Annotated in this window: 15 protein-coding genes and 1 pseudogene; 5 read left to right on the top strand and 11 right to left on the bottom strand. The window is 69.5% G+C overall.

The window, feature by feature from the left end; all coding sequences use genetic code 11:
• Together DQP57_RS08860 and eccCa are read right to left on the bottom strand one after the other, a co-directional pair.
• Positions 1 to 613 (bottom strand): annotated as a pseudogene (locus tag DQP57_RS08860) (type VII secretion-associated protein); the annotation flags it as partial.
• Positions 610 to 4281 carry a type VII secretion protein EccCa gene (eccCa, locus tag DQP57_RS08865; RefSeq protein ID WP_112632703.1) on the bottom strand — a complete coding sequence of 1224 codons (3672 nt, stop codon included), beginning with the start codon at positions 4279 to 4281 and terminating at the stop codon, positions 610 to 612. The gene eccCa and the pseudogene DQP57_RS08860, both read right to left, overlap by 4 nt.
• A 128-nt stretch (positions 4282 to 4409) precedes the next feature.
• Here eccCa and eccD point away from each other — a divergent pair, with 128 nt between their 5' ends.
• Positions 4410 to 5795 carry a type VII secretion integral membrane protein EccD gene (gene eccD, locus DQP57_RS08870; RefSeq protein ID WP_165821783.1) on the top strand — a complete coding sequence of 462 codons (1386 nt, stop codon included), beginning with the start codon at positions 4410 to 4412 and terminating at the stop codon, positions 5793 to 5795.
• Positions 5789 to 7102 (top strand): type VII secretion-associated serine protease mycosin, encoded by a 1314-nt coding sequence (mycP, locus tag DQP57_RS08875; RefSeq protein WP_112632627.1) that lies wholly within the window; start codon positions 5789 to 5791, stop codon positions 7100 to 7102. The genes eccD and mycP overlap by 7 nt, the downstream gene beginning before the upstream one ends.
• Here mycP and eccB read toward each other — a convergent pair.
• Positions 7067 to 8455 carry a type VII secretion protein EccB gene (gene eccB / locus DQP57_RS08880; RefSeq protein WP_112632628.1) on the bottom strand — a complete coding sequence of 463 codons (1389 nt, stop codon included), beginning with the start codon at positions 8453 to 8455 and terminating at the stop codon, positions 7067 to 7069. The two genes, mycP and eccB, sit on opposite strands and share 36 nt — an antisense overlap.
• A gap of 181 nt (positions 8456 to 8636) precedes the next feature.
• On the opposite strand from eccB, the gene DQP57_RS08885 reads away from it, so the two are divergent.
• Positions 8637 to 9476, top strand: coding sequence for a cutinase family protein (locus tag DQP57_RS08885; RefSeq protein ID WP_205869077.1), 840 nt, complete (start codon positions 8637 to 8639; stop codon positions 9474 to 9476).
• 42 nt (positions 9477 to 9518) lie between these two features.
• The gene (locus DQP57_RS08890) at positions 9519 to 10154 is read left to right on the top strand and encodes a cutinase family protein (RefSeq protein ID WP_112632630.1); all 636 of its coding nucleotides are present in this window, start codon (positions 9519 to 9521) and stop codon (positions 10152 to 10154) included.
• Here the strand turns inward: DQP57_RS08890 and truA are convergent.
• From truA to infA, 8 genes are all read right to left on the bottom strand, one after another.
• A complete protein-coding gene (gene truA / locus DQP57_RS08895) occupies positions 10151 to 11020 on the bottom strand; it encodes a tRNA pseudouridine(38-40) synthase TruA (protein ID WP_112632631.1) in 870 nt (289 codons plus the stop codon). The two genes, DQP57_RS08890 and truA, sit on opposite strands and share 4 nt — an antisense overlap.
• Complete coding sequence (gene rplQ / locus DQP57_RS08900; protein WP_112632632.1) at positions 10998 to 11633, bottom strand: 50S ribosomal protein L17; 636 nt, start codon at positions 11631 to 11633, stop codon at positions 10998 to 11000. Before rplQ ends, truA begins: the two co-directional genes overlap by 23 nt.
• A gap of 119 nt (positions 11634 to 11752) precedes the next feature.
• Entirely contained in the window at positions 11753 to 12796 is a 1044-nt protein-coding gene (locus DQP57_RS08905; RefSeq protein WP_112632633.1) for a DNA-directed RNA polymerase subunit alpha, read from the bottom strand.
• A gap of 129 nt (positions 12797 to 12925) precedes the next feature.
• Complete coding sequence (rpsD, locus tag DQP57_RS08910) at positions 12926 to 13531, bottom strand: 30S ribosomal protein S4 (RefSeq protein WP_008260255.1); 606 nt, start codon at positions 13529 to 13531, stop codon at positions 12926 to 12928.
• A 15-nt stretch (positions 13532 to 13546) separates the two neighbouring features.
• Complete coding sequence (gene rpsK, locus DQP57_RS08915; RefSeq protein WP_007773475.1) at positions 13547 to 13963, bottom strand: 30S ribosomal protein S11; 417 nt, start codon at positions 13961 to 13963, stop codon at positions 13547 to 13549.
• Between the two features lie 6 nt (positions 13964 to 13969).
• Positions 13970 to 14344, bottom strand: coding sequence for a 30S ribosomal protein S13 (rpsM, locus tag DQP57_RS08920; protein WP_066880444.1), 375 nt, complete (start codon positions 14342 to 14344; stop codon positions 13970 to 13972).
• A 194-nt stretch (positions 14345 to 14538) separates the two neighbouring features.
• A complete protein-coding gene (gene rpmJ / locus DQP57_RS08925; protein ID WP_003879483.1) occupies positions 14539 to 14652 on the bottom strand; it encodes a 50S ribosomal protein L36 in 114 nt (37 codons plus the stop codon).
• Positions 14653 to 14704: 52 nt separating this feature from the next.
• A complete protein-coding gene (gene infA / locus DQP57_RS08930; protein WP_003418601.1) occupies positions 14705 to 14926 on the bottom strand; it encodes a translation initiation factor IF-1 in 222 nt (73 codons plus the stop codon).
• A 252-nt stretch (positions 14927 to 15178) separates the two neighbouring features.
• Here infA and DQP57_RS08935 point away from each other — a divergent pair, with 252 nt between their 5' ends.
• On the top strand, positions 15179 to 16873 hold the full coding sequence (locus DQP57_RS08935) for an FAD-dependent oxidoreductase (RefSeq protein ID WP_112632634.1): 1695 nt from the start codon (positions 15179 to 15181) through the stop codon (positions 16871 to 16873).
• Positions 16874 to 16875: the final 2 nt, after the last annotated feature.

Below are 16875 nucleotides of genomic sequence, written 5' to 3' on the forward strand. Positions count from 1 at the left end.
GGATGTCGTTGAGCTCGAGCGTATTTGGGCTGCTCTGTCCGCAGCCGCGCACCGCGGCGGCGATCAGCGTCGCCAGCGCCGACGCGCCGGGGACGGTGCTCGGCGTGTCGATCAGCACCGAGGCGGGAGACATCCCGGCGACGATGCCCGCGACGTCGCGGGCCACGGATCGCGGTTCGGCGTTACGCGGCACGGCGGTGACCTCGCCCGTGGTGATCGCCACCAGTCGCTCGGCGATTTCAATCACCGCGGTCGCGTCCCGTGCGGCACTGGACGCCCGCATCAGCAGCGCCGTTCGCGTCCGCGTCCGCACCTCGCCCGCGACGGCGGCACCGGCCGCGCGCAGCACAGCCACGCGCGCGGCCGACCACCACGACGGATGAACGACGACCAACGCCCCGCAGTGCCCGCGGATTGCCGATCGCAGCGCCGTTTCCCACAGCGCCTCGACGGCTACCGGGCGCTCCCCCACCAGCGCCACCTGGTCGTCTATCGCATCCAGCGCGGCCTGGACGGTGTCGGCCAGCTCAGTGTCGGCGACCGTGTTTGTGGCGCAACACAATCGGCGGATCACTCCGGGGCCGGCTTCGACGATTGCTGCGTGCCCGCTCACGGTGGGGTCCAGGCAACCTGGATGAGCTCTTCGTCACCGGCCCGCGTGGTCAGCACGCCGCGGCCCGGCGGCAATCGCAGCGGCTGGGTGGAACCGAACGATCCACCGTCCGCCGGGCATCCGCTCATCATCAGCGACATGCAGCCGAGGTCGCGTAGGGTCGCCAGTAGCGGCTCGAACATCGCGCGCTCGACGCCACCGCTGCGGCGGGCAATGACCAGATGCAATCCCAGATCTGCTGCGTAGGGCAAGAATTCGACGATCGGCCCGAGGAGATTGCCCGCCGGCGTGGCGACCAGGTCGTAGTCGTCGACGACGACGTAGAGGTCCGGTCCCGACCACCAGGCGCCACTGCGCAATTGGGCCTGGCTGGCGCCGGGCGGCGGCATCCGCGCCTGCAGCGACTCGAGCAACTCGGGCAGCACCACGGCCAGGGCGGCGGGCGACATGGCATAGCCGCTGAGATGCTCCGACTCGACGACACCAAGCAGGGTACGGCGAAAGTCGACGACCAATAGCCGGGCTTGCGTGGGCGTCGTCGTTCGCACGATTTCTCGGCACAACGTCCGAAGCGTCGCGGTCTTGCCGCACTCGTTGTCGCCGAGCACGAGCAGATGCAGTCGCTGCGCGAAATCCATTGGCACTGGGTCCAATCCCCGCTCCCGCAGGCCGAGCAGCATGGGCATCCCCGACTCGGGATTCGATCCGCGCACCATATCCTCGTAATTCACGCCCTGGGGCAGCAGCGGAATGGACGGGGCGGCCGATTCACCGGCGGGAACCTCGGCAACAGGCGTGGCTATCACCATGTGCAGGCCCTCCGGGGAAAGGCCACGACCGGGCCTGTCGCGCGGCACATGCTGCGCGGCCTTGCGATCGATTTCGGAGTCCGCCGGGTCGCCCAGCCGTAGCTCGATGCGAGTGCCGATCTGGTCCCGCAACGAAGGCCGCAGTTCCGCCCACCGCGTCGCCGACAACACCAGGTGCACCCCGAACGACAGCCCTTGAGCCGCAATCGCGGTGATCGACTCCTCGAGCGCGTCGAATTCTTGGCGCGCGCTCCCCCAGCCGTCGATGACGAGGAACACGTCACCGAACCGATCTTCGTTCATTCGCCCCTGGCGGTATTGGGCGATCGAGGCGATGCCATCCTCCCGGAACACCGCTTCCCGGTGACGAATGACCGCCTCGCATTCGGCGACGATCCGGCCGGCCAGACGGGGTTCCGCGCGTCCGGCGACCGCGCCCACATGCGCCAGGGTATGCACCGTCGACAGCGCCCCCCCACCGAAATCCAGGCAGTAGAACTGCACCTGGCCGGGGTCGTGCGTGGCCGCGAGGGCCGTGATGAGGGTGCGCAGCGCCGTCGACTTTCCGGCCTGGGGCGCGCCGACGACCGCCACATGGCCTGCGGCCCCGGACAAGTCGACCATCAGCGGTGTCCGGCATTGATCGAAGGGACGGTCGACGGTGCCGATGGGCACCGTCAGGCCTGCAGGGAGGCACTCGGCGTCGGCCAGCACGGTCTGCAGCGCCGGTGCCGGTCCCAGCGGGGGCAGCCAAACCCGGTGGGCGAGCGGACCGCGGCCGGACAGCCGGTCCAGGACGGCGTGCGAGACGCTCCGCTCGGGCCTCCCGGGTGTCTCGACGTTCCGGCTGACGGCACCGGTGACCCTGGTGCTGAACACGCGCACCGTGCCGGCCGCGGCGGGAATGCGGGATGGCCTGTGCGCGGGCAGCGGCGCCGAAACCGAGGCGGCCTGGAAGCGAACCGGTTCGCCGCCGCCTGCCCGTAAAAAGCCGCCGCCGGGGTCGCTCGGCAACCGGTATGCGTCGAGATTGCCCAGCAGGGTTTGGGATTCGGCGGCCGACAGCGTCTTGAGGCAGAGTCGATACGAGAGGTGGGCGTCCAGTCCGCGTAGCCGGCCCTCATCGAGGCGCTGGCTGGCCAGCAGCAGGTGTATGCCCAGCGACCGGCCGACACGGCCGATCGCGACGAACGTGTCGGCGAAATCGGGTTGTTGGCTGAGCAATTCGGAGAACTCGTCGACGATGATGAACAGTGCGGGCAGCGGGGTCAACGCCGCGCCGGCCGCCCGCGCGCGTTCGTATGTCGTGACGCTGTCGCAGCCCGCGGCGCGCAGCGATTGCTGACGACGGTTCATCTCACCGGCCAGGGCGTCGCGCATCCGGGCCACCAGCGGCGCGTCGTCGGCCAGGTTGGTGATCACCGCCGACACGTGGGGGGCGTTCGCATAGTCGAGAAAGGTTGCGCCGCCCTTGAAGTCGACGAGCAGTAGGTTGAGCGCCTCCGGCGAATTGTGGGCCATCATGCCCAGCGCGATGGTGCGCAACAGCTCCGACTTGCCCGACCCGGTGGCGCCGATGCACAGCCCGTGTGGGCCCATCCCACCTTCGGCCGGTTCCTTGATGTCCAGCTCGATGGCGGCGCCCTGCACAGTGGTTCCGATCGGTACGCGAAGGCGGTCGCGGTGTCGCTGGCGGCGCCACAGCGCGGCCGGGTCGAAACGGTCAAGGTCCGAAAGCCCCGCCAGCTCCGCCCATGTGGGGTGCGAACCCCTCGTCCCGGCCGTGCTCGGGTGGTATCCGGCCAGCCGGCGGGCGCAAACCAGCGCCTCGATGGGCGACATTTGGTCGGGGCACAGTCCCGGAGGGGCTGGCGTCGAGATGACTAGCGGTGCGCCCTCGCAGGTGTTGCCCACGCCGAGGGTGGTCGCGCCGCTGATCGGGTCGATGGCGTCGGCCAGATCGGTGACCACCACCACGTTGGGGCCCTGCACCGCGGCCAGCGCGCGCCGCGCCGATGCCGGGTCGGGATAGACCATCCGCACCGGACCCAGCGCATCGGCATCAACCGGATGCCGGTTGTGCGGCAGCCATTTCAACCACTCCCACTGATCGCGGTTCTGCTCGTCGACGGCGGCGGCGATCAGCACTTGATCGGGTGCATGCAGCACCGCGAGCTGGCAGACCATGGCTCGCAGGAGCCCGCGTACTTCGCCCTGGTCGCCGTCGATCCGCAGGGGTGACCCGCCCAGCAGGTCGATCGTGGCAGGCGCCCGGATGGTCGCGTGCGCATCCAGGAAGCGCCGAAGTGCGACGGCGGTGACCGGATCGCGGCGATCCTGCGGGGGCAGGGGCGGGGCGACCAATCGGCGAGCGAGTGGCTGAGGGCCGACGCCCACCCGCACGAGGCCGAAGCCGGCGCCGGCCGGGCGGCGTTCCCACATGCGCGGACCGCCGATCAAGGTCCACAGCGTGTCGGGGTCCGGATGGTCCCGAATGGCCGAATTGTGCTGCGCCAGGGCGACTTCGAACAGGTCCTGACTCAGACCGCTCAGGTAGTCGAGGTAGTGGTCGCGGTCGGCGTCGATCCCACCGCCGCGCCGGCGGGCGCCACCGGTCAGCCCGGTCACCACGGTCGAAACCAGCATCATCGCGGGAAATGCCAGAAACATGGGGTTGCGCGCCAGCCCATTCCCGGCGCCGGACACCGCGGCCATGAGACCGATGCACACCAGCGAGAGCACCACCGGAATCAGCCGCAGCGCCAGGCCCGACGATGGCGGGGACGGCAGGTCCGGCGGCGCGTCGACAACGATCTGCGCACCGGGCGGCTGTGGCACCGCCGCCAAACTCTGGGCCATCTCGTCCCCTTCCGGTGCGACGACGGTAGGTAGCACGGACATCGACGACAAGTCACCTGTGGACAGCCGCACACCGGTCCCTTCGAATCTGGTTATGTTCTCCGTCAATCCGACCGAAGGGTCCGCTGTTGCCTGCAATCGATACCGGGCTGCGGCGCGTCCGCGTGCACTGGGACACCACCGCCGTCGACGTCGCCCTGCCCGCCGGAATCCCTGTCGCCGTGTTGCTTCCGTCGGTCGTCGACATCCTCGGTGTCGGCTGCCCCGACGGTGACGGCGCGCGCTACCGGCTGTCGGCGCCCGGCGCGTCCGCGTTGGATCCGTCGATGACGCTGGCCCAGCATGGCATCGGTGACGGCGCGATCCTGGTGCTGACCCGCAGCGCCTCGCCGTTGCCCGGCCCCCGTTACGTCGACGTCGCGGACGCGGTCGCGGCCACACTCGACGCGGCCACCGAGCCGCGCGGGGGGACTTCGCGCCGGCGCGCGGTCCGGTCGATCGGCGCGGCGGGGGCAATGCTCTCAACGGGAGTCGGAGCGTTGACAATCCTGCGTAATGCGTTCGGCACGAACGTGCCCCGGGATTCGGCCACCACCGTCGCGTTGCTGTCGTCGGGCGCGCTCGCCCTGGGACTGGCGGCCCTCGCGCACCGCGGCTATGGAGACCGGACCGCCGGACTGGTGCTGAGCGCGATCGCGACCGCGTTCGCCGGGATCGCCGGCTTTGTGGCGGTGCCGGGCGCACCCGGCATTCCCAATGTCTTGCTGGCCGCAGCGGCGGCCGGGGTCGTCTCTGTTGTGGCGATGCGTGTATCGGGTTGCGGTGCGGTCACTTTGACGTCGGTCTCGTGCTGCGCCGTAATGATCGCGGTGGCGGCATTGGCGGGTGTGATCAGCGGGGTGCCATTGGGCGCCGTCGCTTCGGCGGCGGGGCTGGTGTCCCTCGGCCTGCTTCCGGTGGCGCCGCGCGCAGCGATCGCAGTGGCGGGGTTATCGCCGCGGCTGGGGACATCGGAGGAGACACAGGCCGATCCGAGCCGAGCCGCGGTCCATCGCCAAGCGGTTCGCGCCGATACCTGGCTGACGGGCCTGCTGGCCGGATTGTCGGTATCGGCCGCCGCCGCCGCGGTCGTCACCGTGCTTGCCGGGCCGCCGCGCCCATCGTGCACCGCGTTCGGCGCGCTCACCGCCGCGCTGTTGCTGTCCCGCTCGCGGTCCACCGACATCGGAAGGATGCTCGTCTTTGCGATCAGCGGACTAGTCGTTGCCGCAACGACCTTCGGTATGGCCGCCGCGCGCGCAGCGGTGCACGGCCCCTGGCTCACGACCGCAACGACGGCCTCCGTCGTCGCGGCGATGTATGTCGGTTTCGTCGGGCCCAGGCGGCCCGCCTCGCCCATCCTGCGCCGGAGTGCCGCCCTAGCGGAATGGCTGGGAATGGCCGCGATGGTTCCGTTGACCTGTTGGATATGTGGAATCTACGGCGCGGCCCGCGGTGTGAGCCTGCCATGGTGAGCCGCCGGGCCGGCCGCCTGGTTGCGGTGTCAGCCCTGACGCTGGCCATCGCGTGCGGAACCCCGACGGCGCAAGCCGTTTCGCCCCCCGACGTCGACGACAGGTGGTTGCCCAAGCCGGCGCGCCCGGCGTCTCCGTGGCCGACCACGCAACGCGAGGTTTGCGCCACGATGACCACCGACTCGGGACCGGCCCGCGACCGGCCATCCAATCTTGGCGACCTGTCGGCGGTGTGGCAGCTCAGCCGCGGCGCCGGACAGCGGATCGCGGTCATCGACACCGGGATCTCGCGACATCGGCGGCTGCCGGATGTGGTCCCCGGGGGTGATTACGTGTCCACCGGCGACGGCACCCAGGATTGCGACGCGCATGGCACACTGGTGGCCGGAATCATCGCGGCCACACCCGATTCCAAGTCCGACAGATTCAGCGGGGTGGCGCCCGAGGCCACATTGATCAGCATTCGGCAGTCCAGTGCGAAATTCGCCCCGACCGGTGACCGATCCCGAATCGGGGTGGGTGACGTCGACACCATGGCGAAGGCCGTCCGGACGGCCGCCGACCTGGGCGCCTCGGTGATCAACATCTCGTCCGTCGCATGCACACCGGCGGCGTCGGCACCCGACGACCGCGCGCTGGGTGCCGCACTGGCGTACGCCGTCGACGTCAAAAATGCCGTCGTCGTCGCCGCGGCGGGCAACACCGGTGGCGCCGGACAGTGCCCACCCCAACGTGGCGACGCCACCTGGCAGACGCTCACGGTCACCGTCAGCCCCGCCTGGTACGACGACTACGTGCTGACCGTCGGGTCGGTGAGTGCCGACGGAACCGCCTCGCCGTTCACCCTTGCCGGTCCCTGGGTCGATGTCGCCGCGCCGGGCGAGGCGGTGGCGTCACTCGCTCCGGAGCCGGTGTCCGGCACCAGCTATGCCGCGCCGGTGGTCAGTGGGGTGGCCGCGCTGATCCGCGCCCGCTTTCCGGCGCTGACTGCGCGCCAGGTGATGCAGCGCATCAAGACGACGGCGCACCATCCGGCCGCCGGGTGGGATCCTCTCGTCGGTAACGGCACCGTTGACCCGCTCGCCGCGGTCACCGCCGGCACCGCTGCTCCCGCCGACGGTCCCCACCCATCCGCGGCGCCCGTGCCGATCACCGCGCGCCCGCCGCTCCCGCCGCGCGATTCCCGCGCCCGGGACACGGCGCTGCGTGGCGCCGCGATCTGCCTGGGCGCGCTGGCGGTCGCGGTGGCCGCCGGGGCCGCGAGGGCTCGCCTACGGCGAGCCCGTGACCGCGTCCCGGGCGATTGATGCGCTCTGTCGGCTCAGCTCCGGACCGGCCGGCAACAGCGTGAGCAGCGGCCACGGCGCCGGGGACGCGTCCGTGAGACCGAGGTCGCGGGCGGCGTCGTCGTCGTGAACGGCGAACCGGACTCCGGTGTCGGTGATCAGGTAGCGGGTGCCGGCGTTGCCGCCCGCCCGCACGTAGGCGCTTCGGACGGCCGGAACGTACGCGGCGTCCAGCGCGGGGCCGTTGCCGTCGGCCTGCGCCAAGGCCACCGGTGCCCGGCCGGTCGGGACCGGTAGCCGGCTTTCTGCCAGGAACATGACGTCGGCTTGGCCGGTCTTCGCCTCCTCCCAGCCGGCGCACAGCGTGCCGGCGGGTGCTGCGAGCGAGGGCGCCCGGTCGGGAAAGAGGGCAACCGGGAGCTCGGCGGCGACGGGAGCGGCCCGGATCGCGTCGGGGGCGACCGAGACGGCGTTGGTCGTTCCCTGTGGGTTGCCGAAGCGCAGCAGGTCGGCGGCGACCTGGCCGATGCGTTGCACCCCGGTGGCCAGCACCGCGTAGTACTCGTCGCCGTCGGCGCGTGTGATGCGAAGCACACTGCCGACGGGAAATCCGGGCATTCCGGGCGTCGCGGCGCCACCGCCGCGGATTCGCGGAAGCGTGATCGGGGGCGCTTCGGGCACGGCGTTCAGCAACGCTTGCGAGACGATCACCGGCGCCCGCCGCTCGAGGCGCAGCGCGCGCAAAACAGCAGCGTCGTCGAGGTCCACCAACGCGCGGTGGCCGTGGTAGAGCAAGTAGGCCGGCGAATCCGCAGCGGCAGCCACCAGGAGGGCATCTCCGCCGGGCACCCGATGCACCGGCGGCGCCTGGGAGCGCAGCGTGATGACGACGGTCGTGGCGGTGCTAGCGCCGGTGCTAGCGCAGATCAACCAATCCGTATCGTCCGGGGACAGCGGCCTGCCGAGAAATTGCGGCGCGCCCGGAATGCCCAGCAGCGGACCGCGTTTGGTGGCGCTCAGGTCGGATTCGGTAACCGGCCGGGGGTCGGCGGCCGTCGCCGCGATGAGCCGGGCCGAGGCCAGGTTGAGCACCGGATGCCAGACGTCGCCCACACGGACAAACAGCGCCCCGGATTCTCGGCTCACCACGATCTGTTCGCGGTCGAGCGCGATGTGTGGTCGCAGGACGGCCAGCAGCGCGCAGCCGGCCACGGCGACGGCGGTCACCACGCAACCGGACAGCAGCGAGGCCCGGTACGCGCGAGAGCCGGACCCGGCCGCCGCAATGTCCTCGCCCACCAACGCGCTTTCGACGCGACGCAGCAAATACCGGTAAGCGCTGACGTGTAGCCACGTGGCGGGCGGACGCGGCACGAGTTCTCCTCATCCTGGGAATCGGTCGACGCCCACGCTAGGCCGCCGTTTCCCGCCGTCAGCGCGGTTATCCACAGGTCGCCGGGGTTTCGACGCACCAGAAATTGGGTAAAATCGCCCGGTGAAAACTCGCCGCACACGTACCCCTCGGGCGGGCACCGCGCGGTCAGCGGGCCGGTTGATCGGCCTGGGCGCGTCCGCCCTGGTTATCGCCGCTGGCCTGCTCGCAAACCCCGCCGTGGCGCCTAAGGCCGCCGCCTTCGACTGCCCTGACGTCGAAGTCATCTTCGCCCGGGGCACCAACGAACCCACCGGCCTGGGCCGGGTCGGCGACGCCTTGGTGGACTCGCTGCGCCAGCAGACGGGCTTGAACATCCTGCCCTATGGGGTGAACTACGCCGCCAGCAAGCTGCAGCTGCACGGCGGCGACGGCGCCAACGACACCATCGATCGCGTCAAGAAGAGCGTGGAAACCTGCCCGAACACCAAGATCGTGCTGGGCGGCTACTCCCAAGGCGCGTCGGTGATGGACATCGTGGCCGGCGTCCCGATCGGCGGCATCAGCTGGGGCAGCACCCTGCCCGCGCAATACGCCAACAACGTCGCCGCCGTCGTGACCTTCGGTGACGTGGCCGACCGCGCCGGAGGGTCGCTGCCCACCAAGAGCGCGCTGCTGGGCTCCAAGGCCGCCGACTACTGCAACCCCAACGACCCGATCTGTCACGCGGGCGAGGGCAACGAGTGGAGCGGGCACACCGAGGGCTACGTCCCCGTCTACACCACGCAGGCGGCGTCGTTCGTCGCGCAGAAGCTGGCGGCCGCCGGCCTCGGCCAGCAGTCGCCCGCCTTCGGTCCGCCGCTCGGCCCCGGCTACGGCCCGCAGCAGCCGGGCTACGGCCAGCAGTCACCGGTTAACGGGCAGACCCCCGGTTCGGGCCCGTCGATTCACGACGGTGGTCCGGGGCCCGCAACCGGTCCGGTCGTCCCGACCACGACCGCACCGCAAGCACCTCTCGTCTAAATCGTTACCGTCGGGTTATCAACGCCCCCTTAACATCGCTGTGTGAAGCTTATCCCGTTAGGGCTGGGCATCGGAATTGGCGCGACGGGCGCGTTATTGATTGCCCCCCAATTGATTCCGCATGCGTCGGCGTCATGCCCCGGCGTTGAAGTGGTGTTCGCCCGCGGCACCGATGAACCGCCCGGTGTGGGCAAGGTAGGCGGTGCGTTCGTCAGCTCGTTGCGCGAGCAGACTCGCAAAAGCGTTGGTGCATATGGGGTGAACTACCCGGCAAGCAAGGACTTTCTGGCCGCCGCCAACGGCGCCAATGACGCCAGCACCCACATCCAGCAGATGGCCGCCAACTGTCCCGGCACCAAACTGGTGCTGGGCGGGTACTCGCAGGGCGCCGCCGTCGTCGACATCGTCACGGCGGCACCGGTGTCCGGCCTCGGCTACCGCCAGCCGCTGCCGCCCGCGGCCGCCGATCACGTCGCCGCGGTCGCCCTGTTCGGCAATCCGTCCGGCCGGGCGGGCCAACTGATGAGCGCCCTGTCCCCCAACTTCGAGGGCAAGACCATCGACCTGTGCAACCCCGGCGACCCGATCTGCTCGTCGGGCCTGCAGTGGAGCTCGCACCTGAGCTACGTGCCCGGATTGACCAACAAGGCGGCGACTTTCGTGGCGGCCCGGGTCTAGCGCGAACGAATGTCGCGGGTGATCAGATTGCGCGCCGCCAGCTGGTCATCCGGCGGGTAGTCGACGGCGACCAGCGACAACCCGTGCGCGGGCGCGGCGGCGAAGTCGCTGGATCGCTCTGTCGCGCTCAGCAATTCGCGGCAATACGAAACGGGCCGGCGGTGCTCGCCGACGGCCAGCAACGCACCGACCAGCGAGCGCACCATCGACCAGCAGAACGCGTCGGCGCTGACCTGCGCGGTGATCAGGTCGCCGTCGCGGGTCCACTCCAGGCGCTGCAGTTCGCGAATGGTGGTGGCGTTCTCGCGATGACGGCAGAACGCGGCAAAGTCGTGTAGCCCCAGCAGGTCTCGTGACGCGGTCGCCATCGCCTCGACGTCCAGCGGACGCGGCCAGGCGGTGACGTAGCGGGCCTGCAGCGGCTGCACGCCCCAGGGCGCCGTCGAGAGCCGGTACACGTAGTGCCGGCGCAGCGCCGAGAACCGGGCGTCGAAACCCGCCGGGGCGCGGGTGATGTCGACGACGCGGACGTCGGTCGGCAGGAACCGGCCCAGCCGGCGCAGCAGCGGCAAAAACTCGGGCTCACCGATCTGCGGTGCGCGCGCGTAGGCGTTGGGCAGCGCGGCCAGCGGCACGTCGACGTGGGCCACCTGCCCGGTGGCATGCACGCCGGCGTCGGTGCGTCCCGCCGCGCGCAGGCGCACCGGCGTGCGAAACACCGTCGTCAGCGCCTCGTCGAGGATCCCAGCCACGGTCCGCTGGCCGGCCTGAGTGGCCCAGCCCGCGAAACCTGTTCCGTCGTAGGCGATATCGAGCCGCAGACGGACCTGAGAGTCCGGGTCGCTAACTCTCGTCAGCCTCGTCAGCCTCTTCGGCCTTCTCGGCCTCGGCCCGCGCCTCGATGGCCTCGTCGTGCTTTTCCTCGGCGGCGGCCTCGGCCTCCGTGGCCTCCGAAACCTCGGGTGTCTCCGTGGCCTCGGTCTCGGTCGCCTCCTCGGCCGTCGGGCCGACGGCTTCCTCGGGTTCGACGGCCGCCTGAGGCGCCGCCGCGGCGGCGACCGGGGCGTCGGACTTCTTGGAAGCCTTCACCCGACGGGCCCGGTCGGCCTCGGAGGTGACGGTCTTCTCCCGCACCAGCTCGATCACGGCCATGGGCGCGTTGTCGCCCCTGCGCGGCTCGACCTTGATGATGCGGGTGTAGCCGCCGTTGCGGTCGGCGTAGAACGGGCCGATCTCCGCGAACAGGGCGTGCACCACGTCCTTGTCGCGGATCTTCTTCATCACCTCACGACGGTTGTGCAGCGCACCCTTTTTCGCGTGCGTGATCAGCTTCTCCGCGTAGGGCCGCAGCGCCCGCGCCTTGGGCTCGGTCGTCTTGATCCGGCCGTGCTCGAACAGGGAGGTGGCCAGGTTGGCGAGAAGCGCCTTCTGGTGCGAAGACGACCCGCCGAGGCGAGGTCCCTTGGTGGGCTTGGGCATTGCGACTATCTCCTCATCGGGGGCCGGCCCCCGTATCAGGTAGGGCCGGGACGGACTTTCGTCGGTTGTGTCCGGTTCCTCAGCGGCCGCTGCACGGCCGCATTGTCACCGGACGGCTCTTAGAGCTGTTCGGTTTCGGCGTAGTCCTGGTCGTCGTAGGACGCCTCGGACGACCAGGTGCCGGTGGCGACGTCGTAACCCGCGACCTGCGAGGGGTCGAAGCTCGGCGGGCTGTCCTTGAGCGACAGGCCCAGCTGGTGCAGCTTGACCTTCACCTCGTCGATGGACTTCTGCCCGAAGTTACGGATGTCGAGCAGGTCGGACTCGGTGCGGCTGACCAGCTCGCCGACGGTGTGCACACCCTCGCGCTTGAGGCAGTTGTAGGACCGCACGGTCAGGTCCAGGTCGTCGATCGGCAGGGCGAACGACGCGATGTGGTCGGCCTCGGCCGGCGACGGCCCGATCTCGATGCCCTCGGCTTCGACGTTGAGTTCGCGTGCCAGACCGAACAATTCGACCAGGGTCTTACCCGCCGACGCCAGCGCGTCGCGGGGGTTGATCGAGCTCTTGGTCTCGACGTCCAGGATCAGCTTGTCGAAGTCGGTGCGCTGCTCGACACGGGTGGCGTCCACCTTGTAGGTGACCTTGAGCACCGGCGAGTAGATGGAATCGACTGGGATACGGCCGATTTCGGCACCCGAGGCGCGGTTCTGCACGGCCGGCACGTAGCCACGGCCGCGCTCGACGACCAGCTCGACCTCGAGCTTGCCCTTGTCGTTCAGCGTCGCGATGTGCAGGTCGGGGTTGTGCACGGTGACACCGGCGGGCGGCACGATGTCTCCCGCGGTGACCTCACCCGGGCCCTGCTTGCGCAGGTACATGGTGACCGGCTCGTCCTCCTCGGACGACACCACCAGGCCCTTGAGGTTCAAGATGATCGCGGTGACGTCTTCCTTGACGCCCGGCACGGTGGTGAACTCGTGCAGCACGCCGTCGATGCGGATGCTGGTGACGGCCGCACCCGGAATCGAGGACAGCAGCGTCCGGCGCAACGAATTGCCCAGGGTGTAACCGAATCCCGGCTCCAGCGGTTCGATGACGAACTGGGAGCGGCTGTCGGTGAGGACTTCCTCCGACAAGGTGGGTCGCTGAGAGATCAGCATGGTGTTTCTTCTTCTCCTTCTCGGCACCCGCTATTTGATGCCGCTGTGTTGTCCGCTCCGACCCGCTGCACCCGGCTTCGCCGCGCTTGCGATCGTCGCAGACCTGAACCAGGTTGGCCCAGGGGGTCTTTACTTCGAGTAGAACTCGACGATGAGCTGCTCGGTGAGCGGCACGTCGATCTGCGCCCGCTCGGGCAGCTGGTGGACGAGGATGCGCTGACGCTCCCCCACCACCTGCAGCCAGCTCGGGATCGGGCGGTCGCCCGCGGTCTCCCGCGCGATCTGGAACGGCACGGTGTTCAGCGAGCCGTCCCGCACGTCGATGATGTCGTACTGCGACACCCGGTAGCTGGGGACGTTGACGTGCACGCCGTTGACGCTGAAGTGTCCGTGGCTGACCAGCTGACGCGCCATCCGGCGGGTGCGGGCCAGGCCGGCGCGGTACACGACGTTGTCCAGCCGGCTTTCCAGGATGCGCAGCAGCTCTTCACCCGTCTTGCCGGGCTGGCGCACGGCCTCTTCGTAGTAGCGACGGAACTGCTTTTCCATCACGCCGTAGGTGAAGCGGGCCTTCTGCTTCTCCTGCAGCTGCAGCAGGTATTCGCTTTCCTTGATCCGCGCGCGGCCGTGCTGGCCGGGCGGGTAGGGGCGCTTCTCGAACGCCTGGTCGCCGCCGACGAGGTCGGTGCGCAGCCGGCGTGATTTGCGGGTGACGGGTCCGGTGTAACGAGCCATTGGGTTCTTTTCCTCCTAGACCCTGCGTCGCTTCGGGGGGCGAACGCCGTTGTGCGGCTGGGGGGTGACGTCGGAGATCGCACCGACCTCCAGACCGGCGGCCTGCAGCGACCGGATCGCCGTCTCCCGGCCCGAGCCCGGGCCCTTCACGAACACGTCGACCTTCTTCACGCCGTGTTCCTGCGCCTTGCGGGCCGCGTTCTCGGCGGCCAACTGCGCGGCGAACGGCGTCGACTTGCGCGAGCCCTTGAACCCGACGTGACCCGACGACGCCCAGGCGATGACGTTGCCCTGCGGGTCGGTGATGGTCACGATCGTGTTGTTGAACGTGCTCTTGATGTGGGCGGCACCGTGCGGGACGTTCTTCTTTTCCCGGCGACGGGTCTTCTGCCCCTTCTTGGGGGCAGCGGCTGCCTTCTTGGCTGGTGGCATGGGGGGTTACCTGGCCTTCTTCTTGCCGGCGATGGTGCGCTTGGGGCCCTTGCGGGTGCGCGCGTTGGTCTTCGTCCGCTGGCCGCGCACCGGCAGGCCGCGGCGGTGCCGCAGGCCCTGGTAGCAGCCGATCTCGATCTTGCGACGGATGTCGGCCTGAACCTCGCGGCGCAGGTCACCCTCCACCTTGAGGTTGGCTTCGATGTAGTCGCGTAGGTGGGTCAGCTGGTCATCGGTCAGGTCCCGGGTGCGCAGGTTCCGGTCGATGCCGGTGGCTTCCAGGATCTCGTTCGACCGGGTGCGGCCGACGCCGAAGATGTAGGTCAGGGCGATCTCCATCCGCTTGTCGCGCGGAAGGTCGACGCCTACTAGTCGAGCCATAGGTGGCGTTTCCTCTTTTTTCTAGGCGGAGGTCTGATCCCAGCCCGTTCCCGATCCCACGTGGGTGTTATCGGGGCCCGGCCTCCGACCGGGCGTGGATGAGCGACGCTGATTCGTCTTTTTTGGCGCTTGACGCGCCAGGCAGCTCAGTGGTGCTGGGAGGTCTGCATTCAGTTGTGTTGGTGCCGGGGCGATCAGCCCTGGCGCTGCTTGTGGCGCGGATCGGAGCAGATCACCATGACCCGCCCATGCCGACGGATCACCCTGCACTTGTCACAGATTGGCTTGACGCTCGGGTTCACCTTCACGGCTGTTCGATCCTGTTCTGTCTGTTCGTAGGTTGTTGGAGCTCAGGCGCTGCTACTTGTACCGGTACACGATGCGGCCACGGGACAGGTCGTAGGGAGACAACTCCACCACCACCCGGTCCTCCGGCAGGATGCGGATGTAGTGCTGCCGCATCTTGCCGCTGATGTGGGCAAGCACCTTGTGGCCGTTCTCCAGCTCAATGCGGAACATCGCATTGGGCAGCGGCTCGACCACCCGGCCTTCCACCTCGATGGCGCCGTCCTTCTTGGCCATAACTAGTTAAGAATCCTCGTCGTATAGTTTCGTTCTCGTCTGCGCCTAGTCGACGCGACAGTGCACCGACTTGGAACGTGAGCCGGTGACAGGAAATTCCTAGGGACTTGGCACACAAAAAGTCGGCGCGGATGCCGCACCGTTGTTCCACGATACCTGGTTGTTCCGCTGCACCAAAATCGCTGTCGGCGGAACGCGGCCGGCCTCCCTCGACCTCCCGCACGGCCGCTGACGAGCGCATACTTAACGCCGATGACTAATCCCTCGGCCCCCTCCGGCCCGCCCGAGGCCGCAGCGCACCAGCGCAAGCCCGTCATGCTGACCGTCGACGACGATCCCTCGGTGTCTCGCGCCGTCGCCCGCGACCTGCGCCGCCACTACGGCGAGGACCACCGGATCGTGCGCGCGGAATCCGGGCCCGACGCGCTGGGCACGCTCAAGGAGCTCAAGCTGCGCGGCGAGACCGTCGCGCTGCTCATCGCCGACTACCGGATGCCGCAGATGAGCGGCATCGACTTCCTCGAGCAGGCGATGGACTTGTATCCCGCGGCGCGCCGGGTGCTGCTGACCGCCTACGCCGACACCCACGCCGCCATCGACGCGATCAACGTCGTCGACCTGGACCACTACCTGCTCAAGCCGTGGGATCCCCCGGAGGAGAAGTTCTACCCCGTCATCGACGGGCTGCTGGACGCCTGGCGGGCCGCACCCGAGCACCCCATCCCGCACACCAAGGTGATCGGTCACCGCTGGTCGGCGCGGTCATGGCAGGTCCGCGACTTCTTGGCCCGCAACGGCCTCTACTACACGTGGTTCATGGCCGACGAGCCCGCCGGCGAGCGGCTGCTCACCGCGGCCGGCGAGGACGGCCTGCGGCTGCCGGTGGTCATCACCCAGCGCGGCGACACCCTGGTCGAGCCCACCGATGCGCGGCTGGCCGAGACCCTGGGCCTGACCACCACGCCGTCGCAGGAGTTCTACGACCTGATCGTGGTCGGCGGTGGGCCCGCGGGCCTGGCCGCGGCCGTGTACGGCGCCTCCGAGGGGCTACGCACCGTGCTCATCGAGCACACCGCCACCGGCGGGCAGGCCGGGCAGAGCTCGCGCATCGAGAACTACCTGGGCTTCCCGGACGGGGTGTCCGGCGGCCAGTTGGCCGACCGGGCGCGGCGGCAGGCGGAGAAGTTCGGCGCCGAACTGATCACCGCCCGCAAGGCGATCGCCCTCGAGGTGAACGGGTCCAAGCGCACCGTGCGGTTCGCCGACGGCGGCTCGGTCGACGCGCACGCGGTCATCCTGGCCACCGGCGTCGCCTATCGCCAACTGCAGGCCGAGGGCTGCACCGAGCTCACCGGCTGCGGCATCTACTACGGCGCGGCCATCTCCGTGGCCTCGGAATGCGAGGGCGAAGAGGTCTACGTGATCGGCGGGGCCAACTCGGCCGGGCAGGCGGCCATGTACCTGTCGCGGACGGCCAAGACGGTCAACATCGTGGTGCGCGCCCCGTCGCTGGAGGCCTCGATGTCCTACTACCTCATCCAGCAGATCGAAGCGAACCCCAAGATCAACGTGCTGACCTGCACCGAGGTTCAGCGCGCCACCGGCGACGGCCACCTGGAGCAGCTGAGGCTGGTCAACAACCGCACCGGCCAGGTCGAGGACGTCACCTGCGGCCGGATGTTCATCTTCATCGGCGCCGCCCCGCGTACCGACTGGCTCGACGGGGTGCTGGCCCGCGACGACCACGGCTTCATCCTGACCGGGCCGGACCTGCGCAACGTGTGCGGCTGGACGCTGGAACGCCCGCCGCATCACCTGGAAACCAGCGTGCCCGGGGTGTTCGCCACCGGCGACGTCCGCTCGACCTCCGCCAAGCGGGTCGCCGCCGCCGTCGGTGAAGGGTCGATGGCCGTCATGCTGGTCCACCGCTACCTGGCCGAGAACTAGGA

Origin of the sequence: Mycobacterium colombiense, from assembly GCF_003284935.1 — a bacterium.
GTDB classification, from domain to species: Bacteria; Actinomycetota; Actinomycetes; order Mycobacteriales; family Mycobacteriaceae; genus Mycobacterium; species Mycobacterium arosiense_A.

Excerpts from the sequence above, each read along its gene's own strand:
- eccCa (WP_112632703.1), bottom strand. The coding sequence starts at position 4,281 with ATGGCCCAGAGTTTGGCGGCGGTGCCACAGCCGCCCGGTGCGCAGATC.
- mycP (WP_112632627.1), top strand. The coding sequence starts at position 5,789 with ATGGTGAGCCGCCGGGCCGGCCGCCTGGTTGCGGTGTCAGCCCTGACG.
- rplQ (WP_112632632.1), bottom strand. The coding sequence starts at position 11,633 with ATGCCCAAGCCCACCAAGGGACCTCGCCTCGGCGGGTCGTCTTCGCAC.
- DQP57_RS08905 (WP_112632633.1), bottom strand. The coding sequence starts at position 12,796 with ATGCTGATCTCTCAGCGACCCACCTTGTCGGAGGAAGTCCTCACCGAC.
- rpsD (WP_008260255.1), bottom strand. The coding sequence starts at position 13,531 with ATGGCTCGTTACACCGGACCCGTCACCCGCAAATCACGCCGGCTGCGC.
- rpsK (WP_007773475.1), bottom strand. The coding sequence starts at position 13,963 with ATGCCACCAGCCAAGAAGGCAGCCGCTGCCCCCAAGAAGGGGCAGAAG.
- rpsM (WP_066880444.1), bottom strand. The coding sequence starts at position 14,344 with ATGGCTCGACTAGTAGGCGTCGACCTTCCGCGCGACAAGCGGATGGAG.
- infA (WP_003418601.1), bottom strand. The coding sequence starts at position 14,926 with ATGGCCAAGAAGGACGGCGCCATCGAGGTGGAAGGCCGGGTGGTCGAG.
- DQP57_RS08935 (WP_112632634.1), top strand. The coding sequence starts at position 15,179 with ATGACTAATCCCTCGGCCCCCTCCGGCCCGCCCGAGGCCGCAGCGCAC.